The sequence below is a fragment of the Microcystis sp. BLCC-F210 genome, from assembly GCF_042134685.1.
In the GTDB taxonomy this organism is placed as follows: Bacteria; Cyanobacteriota; Cyanobacteriia; order Cyanobacteriales; family Microcystaceae; genus Microcystis; species Microcystis aeruginosa_D.
On the sequence record NZ_CP169647.1, the window covers coordinates 1152008 to 1164412 of the forward strand.

The window sequence follows — 12405 nt, forward strand, 5'->3', positions numbered from 1 at the left end:
ATCTAATCCTTCACTCTCACTATTCTAATCCTTCACTCTCACTATTATTCGATAGCTCAGTAAAATCAAAGTAATCACAAAAGTTGAAATTATCTTTATGGGAAAAAATTGATGACAAAACCCTTGAAATAGTATGAGAAATTGGTCGAGGTAAATAATTTTCTACATTTTTACGAAATAAATTTTCATCAAAAGTCTGGCCATTATCTTGATGAGATAAGATCCATAATGCGTACAATGAGTTGAGATTTAAGTCAATGGATTTTGTAGAAAGAAAGGTTTGAAATTGAGCAATTAGTTTTTCACGCAATCTTTCACGATTTTTAATCATCATGAGAATATATGGCGGATCTTTTTTTCGAGGTTTTACTAAATGATGAATTAATCTTGTTCTGGCATAATCCATGATATTTTGATTCTTAAAAATATCATTCATTGCTTTGTATGCGGAAGATATTATGTTATTAGGAAATCCAAAGATAATAAATTCAACAACAGTCCAAGTATTTTTTTTGATTGTTTTTGGATACTTACAAATGATTTCTGGGATTTTATTGATTAATTGTATAACCAAGTTTTCATCGTAATCATGATCATTTTTTAAATAAAATAAATAATTAGTTATTCGATGACAATCTTTTTCTTGAAGGTTGGCTGTAAGATTAATAGTATTTATGTCAAAATCTTCATCTTCATCTTTTTCTGTTTTCTGATTATCTTCCCAATGTTCCTCATTTATAAGTTCATTACCATAAGCTATTTGATGATCTTTTCTAAAAAAATCTTTGACATATTTAGGATTATGTATAATTTCCGTTTTTGCCGAGTTTAAGTTTAGTCCTATCCTATGTAGTTCTTCTTGCAAAATATTAACCGCTTTGATTACTTCATCTTTAGTATTAGTAATAATTTTAATATCATCAACGTATCGAGCATAATGAAAGCCATAAGCAATCATCAATTCATCTATTTTACTTAGTAAAATATTTGCCAAATAGCCATCAGTTCCATTACCTACTAAAAGTCCTTGTTCTTTTTTTTCTAACTTTAATAATTTATCAGCAACTGAGTAAAATTCAATTTCTGGCTGCAATATTTTCTGCAACAACGGTTTATATTTTTGAGGTAGAATACTCCCTGTTAAATCAAAAAGATTATTGATTAAGTAATGAGGTGATACACTATCATAAAATGATGTTATGTCGGCGTTTAATAAATAAGACTCTCTCTGCTCTTTTTTAAATTCTTTAATAAGATTTTCCCCCCATTGGATGAATTCTTTATATTGATCATTATAAGGTTTAAACAAATGGATAAATCCACTGAGTGATCGTCGAGTTCGGTTAGCATAGCTTGTTTTAATAAAAGAATTTTCAACTGCCAAGGAAAGGACATTAATCAAATGATATCTAATTGCATATTCTTTGAAAGGCAAATATACACATCTTCTAATAAAGAAATCTTCTTTGGGATAAGCATAAGCAAATGACTCATCTGGTATATAAGGTTGTTTTAAAGAGTAGATATTTTTAATATATTCAACTAAAAGGTTGATTTTATTTTGATTTTTACAATTAATACTTAGTTCAAAAAAATCACAAAATTGATCGTCATTAAGCCTACTATACATTGCATAGGAAATCGACATTTTAATTAATTTTGTATCCGTTAAATAGTCTTCTATGTTAAAATTAAGCATAAATATCCTCTTGGCTCTAAATCTATATTAGAGCTATATTGCCGTTTATTTTTCCCTTAGAGCCAAATTTTTTAAGATTCTTTCGATGTTTGCAGTTTCTCATCTCAGCAAAAGAGAGAAAACAGCGATCGCAAACTGCGCCTTCAAATTCTTCAAACTCCCACAAAGCAGAAATCTTAAACTTTTTCTCACGATTTGGACATTTAGACAACAACTTTAAGTTATGCTTCTCACACCTCCCAACCGACTTAAACTGCCATTCAATTCTATGACAAAGCAAGTCATCATTTCTGTTCAAATTGTCTCATAAAAGCTCGATCGATCCGATCTTTCCATAACCATAATAACGGTGATTGCCAGCCAAAACCGCCCCAAGATGCGATCGCTTTTTGGTCTCCTGTCCCGATTAAACTTAGATAATTTTTCTGGGGAAAATAGGGTTTTAGGGGCTGATTTTGCAGAATTCTGACTAAATTATCGAACAGGGGTTTTCCTTGTCGGACGGCAAAAACTCCCGCTTTCGGACGGGGATAATCTGGAATCGTGGCAATATCTCCCACGGCAAAAATATGGGGATGGGAAAGAGATTGCAGATAATTATTCACTAAAATAAACCCTTTTTCATCTGTCAGTAATCCCGAAGCTTTAATCCAACTAGGGGCCGAGGCAGCCGTTACCCAAATTGTATAATCTACGGGCAAAACTAACCCCGATGAACAGATAATCTGATCTGCTTGCACTGCCGTCACATCCGTTGATAAATATAATCTAATTCCCCTTTGTTGACAAATATTCTCTAAACGTTGACCGACCCAATTATTATGGGCTGGTAGGAGTTTTTTTCCTCGATGAATTAGAGATAAATTCAAATTACTGCTAGAGTTGAGAATTTTGGCCAAACGGGACTGCATATTTAAAGCCAATTCAACTCCGCCTGCGCCTCCACCAACAATGACGATATTTAAAGTATTATTGGGGTTACTAACCGCTTTTTTGAGGATTTCTTGCCATCCTTGCCGAAAAATCGGTACTGGTTTGGCGGGAATAGCGTACTCTTTAGCACCGATAACATTATCCACTGCTGGGATACTGCCGATATCGATCGAGAGATAATCAAAGGGAATCTGTAAAGAATTATGACAAATTACTTGACATTTTTCTGTATTTATGCTACTAGCCTTAGCTAAACAGAATTGTGCTTGAGAATACCTAGCTAGAGAAGGTAAATCGATATGAGTCTCGGCAAAATCATAAAAACCGGCGATGTGGCCGGGTAACATTCCCGAATAGGGGGTATGGGTGACATCGGTAATTAAAGTTAATTGAACGTTTTTTAGGGGTGATTGCCCCCAAAGACGAAGAGCGATCGCATGACTATGGCCACCACCGATAAAAACTAGACGCTTGACTAAATCCATAAAAAAAGGGGATTGCTGGCGGAAAAGTTAAATTCTAATGAATATATCTTCTGACACAGAAATTCTGTTGCAAGATCGAGGGTAGATAGACAAAAACTCAAGACATCGGGGCCAGGAACTTTTAACCAATGACAGTCAATTGGGATTTTGATCTTTTCGGACTCGATATTCTTAAGTAAATTCTATCTATTATCTTCGCTTCCCAATAGAGAGAAGTCTATGCAAGAAGTTTATATCGTGGCCGCTGTCCGGACTCCAATTGGTCGTTTTGGTGGGGGATTAATCGGATTATCCCCGGCCGATTTAGGGGCAACAGTGATGAAATCCGCCCTAGAAATCGCTAATTTGCCCCCAGAAGCCCTCGATTTGTACATTTTCGGCAATGTTTTGGGATCGGGTCATGGTCAGTTAATCCCCCGACAAGCGGCGATTAAAGCGGGAATTCCCGTAAGCGTGGACGGATATCGGGTGGATATGGTTTGTTCTTCGGGAATGATTGCCGTTAGTAACGCTGCCACCTCAATTCGCGCCGGAGAAGCGGATCTCGTCCTCGCTGGTGGTATTGAATCCATGTCCCAAACTGGCTTTTTTCTCTCCCATCGGGCCCGGTGGGGTTATAAATTCCTTATGGGGGCGCCGGAACAATTAACCGACCTATTACTCCACGATGGCTTAACCGATGCTACCACGACTGAGGGCATGGGTTCCCAAGTCGATCGCCTCTGTCTCGATCGCGGTGTCTCTCGGCAAGCATTAGATGAAATTGCCGCTTTATCCCACCAAAGAGCGGCCACAGCCACAGAAAAAGGCTGGTTTAACGGTGAAATCGTGCCAATTGAGCTTAAATCTAAGAAAGGTTCCACAATTATCGCTCAAGATGAGGGTATTCGTTCCGATAGTACCCCGGAAGGTTTAGGAAAACTGCGGCCGGCTTTTAATCCGTCGGGAGTTTTAACCGCGGGGAATAGTAGTCAGATTTCCGATGGGGCCGCCGCTATCCTTTTAGCCAGTCAAAAAGCTGTGGATCAGTACGGTTTAAAACCAATTGCCAAAATCCTTGGCGGTGCTGTGGGTGCTGGAAAAACCGATCGCTTTCCAGAATTTCCCGTCCTCGCGGTGAAAAAATTACTGGCATCCCTAGATAAAACGATCGAAGATTTCGATTTAGTGGAAAATAACGAAGCTTTTGCTTTAAATAATCTCCTGTTTGAGATGGATCTGGGGTTAGCAAGGGAAAAACAAAACGTTCACGGTGGTGCGATCGCATTAGGTCATCCCATCGGTGCTTCCGGAGCGCGGATTCTGGTGACGTTAATTAACGCGTTGAAAGTACAGGATAAAACCCTCGGTATGGGGGCCATCTGTCATGGGACCGGTGGCGGAACAGCGATCGCAATTGAAAGAGTTTAGGAGGAAAAAGCTATGGTATCTCTGGGACTAGAGGAAAAAGTTATCGTCGTTACGGGCGGAAATCGAGGCCTTGGGGCGGCTATTGTCTCTCTTTTGATAGATTTGGGGGCCAAGGTGGCCTACACGGATTTAGTCGCCGATAATCCCCAGGGTTTAGGCATTGTCGCCGACGTGACTAAGTTGGAATCCATGGAGGCGGCAGCTCAACAAATTGAAGCGGAATTGGGACCGGTTTACGGTATCGTCGCTAACGCGGGGATTACCAGAGATAACTTTTTCCCTAAATTAACGCCGCTAGATTGGGATTTGGTGATTAATGTCAACTTAAAAGGGGTTAATCACACGATTAAACCGTTTATTGAGGGAATGTACGAACGACAAGCGGGATCGATCGTTTGTATTAGTTCTATTTCTGGTGATCGCGGTAATGCCGGCCAAACTAATTACGCGGCCACAAAAGCGGCAGTTATCGGTTTAGTCAAATCCTTGGCGCGAGAAGCTGCCCGTTATAATATTCGCGCCAATGCGATCGCACCGGGGTTTATTAACACGGAAATGACTTTAGCGATTCCCGATAAAGTTCGCGATAAAATCACCGCCGAAATTCCCTGTCGTCGCTTCGGTGAACCCGCAGATATCGCCTGGGCAACTGCTTATTTACTCTCTCCTGTTGCCAGCAGTTATGTCTCTGGAGAAGTCCTCAGAGTTAATGGGGCCCATCACACCTGATCAGTTATCAGTTATCAGTTATCAGTTATCTAATTCAAAGATGGAAAATGTGTTTGTTATTGTCCCTGCTAAGTTGCTTGATTCAGTGGGTGAGTTTCGTTTTCTGACAATAGGACAGTCAAAATCACAAAAGCTGTTAGTCATATCCCATACAGAAAGAGAAAATGAGATTCGCTTAATTAGCGCCCGTTTAGCTAGTAAACAGGAGAGAAAAAATTATGAATCAGGAGTCTGAAGAAACGATTAATGACGAGATGCAAACTGAATATGACTTTTCCGGTGGTATTCGTGGCAAATATTATCAAGCTTATCGACAGGCTAGTAATGTGATAATTCTCGATCCCGATGTGGCGGAAATTTTTCAAGATTCAGCCTCAGTCAATGAAGCGTTAAGATTACTAGCAAAAATTGTCAAGTCTGGAAAAATATGACTTATCAGTTATCAGTTATCAGGTGTAGGGTGGGTTAGTAAACTAGAGAAATTAGAGTTAAAGGAAAAGGGCAAAAATAATGGATAAACCGACACAAGCTTGGAGTGAAATGGCCGCCGATTACGTCAATCTTTGGACGGAAACCGGAGCAAAAATGTGGTCAAGTTGGTTTGATATGATGGGAGCGATACCGACTCCTATGGGCAATATTAAACCAGAATTGCAAGAGGCAACCCAGCGCTATTTTGATAATCGGGATTTATTGATCAAATTCCTAAAATTATCGATGGAAGCTTGGGAAAGTATCTTTCCGAAAATGCAAACAGGAGAAGACTGGCAAACAATTTTAGATAATTATACCCAACAGATGCGCGGCCAACTGAATAGTTTTACTACCACCACTTCCCAAAGTAGTCAAGATGTCAGTCAACTATGGACAATTTACCTGCAACAATTACAAAGTCTCAATCATTTATGGTTCGATCCTTTCGTCCTGTCAAATGACACAATAACCAAAGCTTGGTTAGGTAACACTTCTTCCTTGATCGAACTCAATAATATCTATTGGCAGAAGTTTTATGATGAGACTTTTGGCCAATGGTTACAGATGCCTTTATTGGGATTGCCACGAGAATTTAACCGCAAATTACTCGATAGTTTTGAAACTTGGCGCGTTCTTTATCAAGCTAGTATTAACTATCAAATTGTGCTGGCTGATATTCAAGTTAAATCCTTTGAAGCTTTAACTAAAAAATTAGTTTTCTTAGCAGAAAAAGGTCAACCTGTCAAGGATTGGCGAGAATTTCAAGATGTGTGGAGTGTCGTCGCTGATGATATTTTTGAAAAGGCTTTTTGTCAACCAGAAAACCTAAAAGTAAGGGGAAAATTTATTAATTCCCTCAATGATTATCGCCTCAAACAGCAGGATTTAATGGAAATTTACCTGCGCTCAATGAATCTGCCTACCCGCAGCGAAGTCGATGAAATTCATCGGACTATCTATGAATTACGCAAAGAGGTAAAAAGTCTCAAAAAAGCTTTAGGAGAAAAACCAGCAGTAGAAAGTAACAATTAGTTAATTGTGCTTGATAATCAGTTATCAGTGACCAGTTATCAGTTATCAGTTATAATTCATAATTCATAATTCATAATTCCCACTCCCCACTTCCCTATCACCCTACTTCCCTAGGAGAATTAAATTATGTGGCCATTTTTGACGCAAGTTAAACTGGAAGACTTTACCCAAGATTATCTAGAATTAACTCAGAAAAATCTCAAAGGTTTAGACAATCTCAAACGAGTTAAAGAAGAAGATATTCAGTGTGGAATCTCAGAAAAAGAAGCAGTTTATCGGGAAGATAAAATCATTCTCTACCACTTTAAACCTGTGGTTGAAAAACCCTTCGAGATTCCCTTGCTGATGGTTTATGCTTTGGTTAATCGTCCCTATATGGTAGATTTACAGGAAGGGCGTTCTTTAGTGGCAAATCTGCTAAAATTAGGCTTAGATATCTACTTAATTGATTGGGGATATCCAACCAGAAGCGATCGCTGGTTAACCCTTGATGACTATATCAATGGTTATGTGGATAATTGCGTCGATTTTATTCGTCAAAGTCACCATCTCGACAAGATTAATCTCTTAGGAATCTGTCAGGGAGGAACCTTTAGTTTATGCTACAGTTCCCTCTATCCCGATAAGGTAAAAAATCTGGTGACAATGGTGACACCGGTGGACTTTTATCAAACCGAAACCCTCTTAAATATGCGCGGGGGATGTTCCTTGGGTTCCGAAGCATTAGACATCGATTTAATGGTAGATACCATGGGTAATATTCCGGGAGATTTTCTCAACTTAGAGTTTCTGGAATTGAAACCTTTACAGTTAGGTTATCAGAAATACCTCGATTTTCCTGACATCATGGAAGACGAATCGAAATTAGTTAATTTTCTGCGTATGGAAAAATGGATTTTTGATAGTCCCGACCAAGCAGGAGAATCCTATCGACAGTTTCTCAAGGATTTCTATCAGCAAAATAAACTGATTAAAGGGGAAGTGATGTTAGGAGATAAACGGGTAGATTTACACAATCTGACTATGCCAATTCTCAATCTTTATGCGGATAAAGATCACCTTGTCCCTCCCGCTTCTTCCCTCGCTTTAGGGAATTATATCGGTACTTCTGACTATACCGCTTGTGCTTTCCCCGTCGGACATATCGGAATGTATGTCAGTGGCAAAGTGCAACGGGATTTACCCCCCGCTATTAGCGATTGGTTAAAAGCAAGAGCTTAACAATCCTTGCATTTATCCCCTTTTCCTGTTTTGGGAGAGGGGTTTATACTAAATCTGTGGCTGTTCTAGGTTCTGTGTGATAAGTTTAACTTACTATATGATCGATCAATCTTTGTGTCCTTTGTGTCTTTGTGGTTCGTTCCATCCCCTCGCTAGGAGGAATGTATCTTATACTAAATCCGTTGAGTATAGGTAACATATCAGGATAGGCAAGAGGCAAAAGGGGAAATAAATAATCAGTTTTTAATAACCGGATTTGGTATTAGGTTAAACTTTAATTCCTAATACTTGTGTATGGGTTCCCCGCGCTTGGGTGACACCGATGGTTCTTTCCGATGCTTCAATCATCGGCCGACGCAAACTAACGACAATAAACTGCGCTTGTTGTGCTTGTTTTTGGATCATTTTAGCCAATTTTTCTACATTAGCCCCATCTAAAAACATATCCACTTCATCAAAGGCATAAAAGGGAGAAGGACGATATCTTTGTAGGGAAAAAATAAAGCTTAAAGCGGTTAAAGATTTCTCACCTCCAGACATAGAACTTAATCGCTGTACGGGTTTTCCTTTCGGATGGGCTACCAGATTTAAGCCACCATTAAAGGGGTCATTTTCGTCTTCTAATTGTAAGTAACCATCACCGTCGGACAGGGTGGCAAATATATTCTTAAAGTTTTCGTTAACGGCAGTAAATGCTTCCTGAAAAGCATTAAATCTGAGGGTAGTAAAGTTTTCTATGCGTAAAAGTAGTTCGGTTCTTTCTCCTTCTAGAGTTTGCAGTTTTTCTGATAGTTCATCTAATCTCTCTTTAGTTTTTTGGTGTTCTTCTAAAGCTAACATATTCACAGGTTCTAAAGCTTCTAATTTCTTTTGTAACTGCCGAATATCGCTTTGGATTTTCTCGAAATCTCGATCGCTTTCAGGAATTTCGGGCAAGGGATTGGGTAAGTCGCTTTCTAGTTGACTAATTTCTGTCTGTAAAGTGGTTAGTAATGCTTGTCTTTCCTCTTGATTGTTGACTAACTTTTCCAATTGCCAGATGGCCTGTTGTTGTTGGTTTTGTTGTTGTCGTAAAACTGTCTCTAATTGGTCTCTTTTTTGCTTGGTTTCCCCCAGTTGTTGCGATAATTGCTGTAAAGCTTGATTGATTTCTAAAATATGGCGATCAAGTTTTTCTATCTCCAGATTACCGATATTTCTCTGATTAACTGCATCGGTGATTATTTTCTCAATCTCGGTAATTCTATCCGCAGACTCTTGACTTTTTTCCTCTAGTCTGATCTGTTGATTTTGTAGATCTTTTAACTGTTCGCGGACTGTCGCGAGGTGATTTTCTTGGGTTTGTAACTGCAATTCTTGAGCGCGAATTATTCCCTGTACCTGTTGCCATTCACTATGGGTATGATTGGCCTCTAAAGCAGTTAATTTCTCCTGTTCTTGCTGTAAAAATAACTCTAACTCAGGAATTTCTCTGGTTAATACCTCTAACCGTTGACGAGAAATAGTAATTTCCTCTTGCTGTCCCGATAATTGACGGGTTAAATCCTCTTTTTCTGTGGTTAAACGTTGTAAATCTTTGCTTAATTGTTGTAGAGATAATTGATTTTCCCGATGACTTTGACGGCTTTCGGTTAACTGTTGGGTTAACTGACTGATAAGATGATTAACTTGGGTGATTTTTTCTTCGTTGCGGGTCAGAATGCGATCGATTTCTGCTAATCTTTCCCGTAGAGATTCCGCTTCACTAGACTCCTTGGCAGAAATTTTACCAAAACGCAGCCCCGATCGCGTCGGTTGGCTGCCTCCGGTCATAGCGCCAGTCATCTCTAATAACTCGCCATCCAAAGTAACGATGCGATATTGATTGATATAATAACGGGCAGAGTCTATATCCTCAAAAACCACCGTACTGCCAAAAATATAGTTAAAAACCTCCCGATACTGGGGTTGAAACTTAACCAAATTCACCGCTAAATCCAGATAACCCCGCGCATGACGCACAGAGGAAATATCTTGGGGACGGGGGGGACGAATTTTATTCAGGGGTAAAAAAGTGGCCCGACCGATGCGACGCTGTTTTAGTAAGGCAATTCCAGCGGCCGCAACGCTATCATCTTGAACGACTACATGACCTAAACGACCTCCTGCGGCGATTTCAAGAGCAATTTGATAACGTTCCTCTACTTCGCCCAATTGTGCCACTAATCCGCAGATTCCGGGCAAATCTGACTGTAATAATATTTGAGTGGCATAGGTTCCCTGGGCCTCCTGTTGCGCTTGCTTGGTCGCTTCCAGTTTATCTAATTCCCTCTGTTTGTCCCGTTGTTCCTTGAGCAGACGTTTTTGGGTGTCCTGACTGATAACGTGATTTTGTTCAGCAAGGGTGAGTTTTTGGGCTAAATTTTGGATATCGGGGGCTGCTTGATTAATTTTTTGTAATATTTCTTGACTTTCTTCGGTTTTTGTGCTAGTGACTTGCTCTAATTCTTGCAGACGTTGACCAGCTTCTACTATATTAGTTTGCAATCGATCACATCTTTCGGTCAATTGGGCCCGTTGGCTACGGTAGGGGTTTAATTGTTCCTGAAGACGGGTAATATTGCGGGAAAGGTCGCTTTGTTCTTTTACCCAAGCTTCTGACGCTTCCGCGAGACTACTTGCTTGCAGACGATGGGTTTCTAGGGTTTCCCTTGCGGTTTGGGTTGTCCGTAGGAGACTGGGTAAAATTTCAGTTTCTAAACGGCTTTTTTCAGCAGTAATCTGGTTTAATTCGAGATTGTAGCGATTAATTTCCTCTAAAAGTCTGGTTTTCTGTGCCTGAGATTCTTTTTCGAGGTTTTCTAGCTCTTTTTGTCGTTGTTGCTGTTGTTGTCGTTTGGCCTGTTGACTCGCTAATCGGGAAGTCAGGGACAGGTGTTCATCTTCCCCGAAAGCTTTGACCTGTTGATTGAGTTTCTCTAATTCTTGACTATTTTGGGCGATTTGTTCGGATAAATTGGCGATAGCCTCCGTTAAAACCTGTTTTTCCCTTTCTCCAGCTTGAATTTGTCCTTGTACTTGCTGGCAGCGCTGCTGGAGATTTTGCCAATGGAGGACAATTTCCCATTGTTGTTTTTCTTGGACTTGGGCCTTGAGTTTTTGGTATTTTTCGGCTTTAATACGATCGAGTGCTAATTTCTCCAGAGATTTTTGCAATTCTGTGGCAATAATTTGGCAGCGTTCTTCCCTTTCTTTAACCGAATCGATATTCTCCTTAGTTTTCTCAATTTTGCGGTCAAATTCAGCTACTCCTGCCAATTCGTCGATAATTTCCCGTCTTTCCTTAGCATTCATGCTGATAATTCGGGTTACGTCCCCCTGTAACACCACGTTGTACCCTTCGGGATAGATGCGTAAACGGTTTAATTGGTCGTGAAGTTCGCTAACCGTACAGGTTTCCCCATTGATATAGTAGGTAGAAGTATAGCTGCCACCCTTAGCCACTTTTAAGCGTCGGGAAACCGTCCAATCCCTATCGGTTGCGTCAGGAATATCGGCAATATCAAAAGTCACCGAAACACTCGCTTCTGAGCTATGACGTTGACTGTTATAGCTATGATTGACTAAATCCGGTAATCTTTCGGCCCGCATTCCCTTGGAAGTAGCTAATCCCAAGCAAAATAACAATGCGTCGAGAATATTCGACTTTCCTGAACCATTTGGACCGGAAACCACCGTAAACCCCGGTAAAAAGGGTATGGGAGTTGTTCCCCCGAAGGATTTGAAGTGTGAGAGTTCGACCTTTTTGATGTAAACCATGGCAATAAGCAAAAAGTAGGCAAGCTATCAGCTGTCAGCTTGAATCGATAAGGGATAAATCCGGTTTATCCTTGACAATATCCTCAGACTTGACCGGAGATGAGTTTGATTAGTTGCGTAGTTGGAAAATTTTATCAAGATACCCTTATAGAAAAATATAGCTGATAGCCCCCTTAGATGGCTTGAATCCATTCCTTGACTTGGTACTCTGTCCAGATGCCATTTTGCCAGTAGGGATCCGCTTCGATTAATTCTCGCACTTCTGACTCGCTGGCTGCCTGATAAATTGCGAAAACTTGGCTTAAATCTGCCGTTGGTCCGATAGTAATGAGAATTCCCCGTTCTTTCTGTTGATTTAATCCCTCTAGATGCGCTTGACGATAGGGTGCGCGTTTTTCCAGCACATTTTCACAATAACTACCCCAGACAACAAATTTCGGCATATTTGACCTGTACTCTCTTGCTCTGTTGCTATTTTACGATCGAATCGTCAATCAGGCTAAATTGCTATGGAAAAGTGGGTGAAGTACACAGATACTGTAGAATGGAGATGGTTGGGGTGATGATTTACAAACTTATTCGGATCGTTTACGGGGTTCTCAAATCAGGAAAAAGGCAGCCTAT

At 40.0% G+C, this 12405-nt stretch carries 10 protein-coding genes; 6 read left to right on the plus strand and 4 right to left on the minus strand.

What is annotated here, in order from left to right; genetic code table 11:
• Positions 1-19 precede the first annotated feature (19 nt).
• Both ACE3JL_RS05565 and ACE3JL_RS05570 read right to left on the minus strand, forming a co-directional pair.
• Positions 20-1699 (minus strand): RNA-directed DNA polymerase, encoded by a 1680-nt coding sequence (locus ACE3JL_RS05565; RefSeq protein WP_375329018.1) that lies wholly within the window; start codon positions 1697-1699, stop codon positions 20-22.
• A gap of 284 nt (positions 1700-1983) precedes the next feature.
• Entirely contained in the window at positions 1984-3117 is a 1134-nt protein-coding gene (locus ACE3JL_RS05570) for an FAD-dependent oxidoreductase (RefSeq protein ID WP_375329019.1), read from the minus strand.
• A gap of 219 nt (positions 3118-3336) precedes the next feature.
• Between ACE3JL_RS05570 and phaA the strand changes: the two genes are divergently transcribed.
• From phaA to ACE3JL_RS05600, 6 genes are all read left to right on the plus strand, one after another.
• Entirely contained in the window at positions 3337-4527 is a 1191-nt protein-coding gene (gene phaA, locus ACE3JL_RS05575; protein ID WP_375329020.1) for an acetyl-CoA acetyltransferase PhaA, read from the plus strand.
• Between the two features lie 12 nt (positions 4528-4539).
• Positions 4540-5256 carry an acetoacetyl-CoA reductase PhaB gene (phaB, locus tag ACE3JL_RS05580; RefSeq protein WP_271991761.1) on the plus strand — a complete coding sequence of 239 codons (717 nt, stop codon included), beginning with the start codon at positions 4540-4542 and terminating at the stop codon, positions 5254-5256.
• Between the two features lie 40 nt (positions 5257-5296).
• A complete protein-coding gene (locus tag ACE3JL_RS05585; RefSeq protein ID WP_002769587.1) occupies positions 5297-5491 on the plus strand; it encodes a BrnT family toxin in 195 nt (64 codons plus the stop codon).
• A complete protein-coding gene (locus ACE3JL_RS05590) occupies positions 5475-5687 on the plus strand; it encodes a hypothetical protein (protein ID WP_271991756.1) in 213 nt (70 codons plus the stop codon). Before ACE3JL_RS05585 ends, ACE3JL_RS05590 begins: the two co-directional genes overlap by 17 nt.
• A 79-nt stretch (positions 5688-5766) precedes the next feature.
• On the plus strand, positions 5767-6762 hold the full coding sequence (phaE, locus tag ACE3JL_RS05595) for a class III poly(R)-hydroxyalkanoic acid synthase subunit PhaE (protein ID WP_375329021.1): 996 nt from the start codon (positions 5767-5769) through the stop codon (positions 6760-6762).
• 126 nt (positions 6763-6888) lie between these two features.
• Positions 6889-7983 carry a class III poly(R)-hydroxyalkanoic acid synthase subunit PhaC gene (locus ACE3JL_RS05600; RefSeq protein WP_271991751.1) on the plus strand — a complete coding sequence of 365 codons (1095 nt, stop codon included), beginning with the start codon at positions 6889-6891 and terminating at the stop codon, positions 7981-7983.
• Between the two features lie 267 nt (positions 7984-8250).
• On the opposite strand, the gene smc is transcribed toward ACE3JL_RS05600, so the two are convergent.
• Both smc and ACE3JL_RS05610 read right to left on the minus strand, forming a co-directional pair.
• Entirely contained in the window at positions 8251-11781 is a 3531-nt protein-coding gene (gene smc, locus ACE3JL_RS05605; protein ID WP_375329022.1) for a chromosome segregation protein SMC, read from the minus strand.
• A 173-nt stretch (positions 11782-11954) separates the two neighbouring features.
• On the minus strand, positions 11955-12224 hold the full coding sequence (locus tag ACE3JL_RS05610; RefSeq protein WP_002771659.1) for a YciI family protein: 270 nt from the start codon (positions 12222-12224) through the stop codon (positions 11955-11957).
• Positions 12225-12405 lie beyond the last annotated feature (181 nt).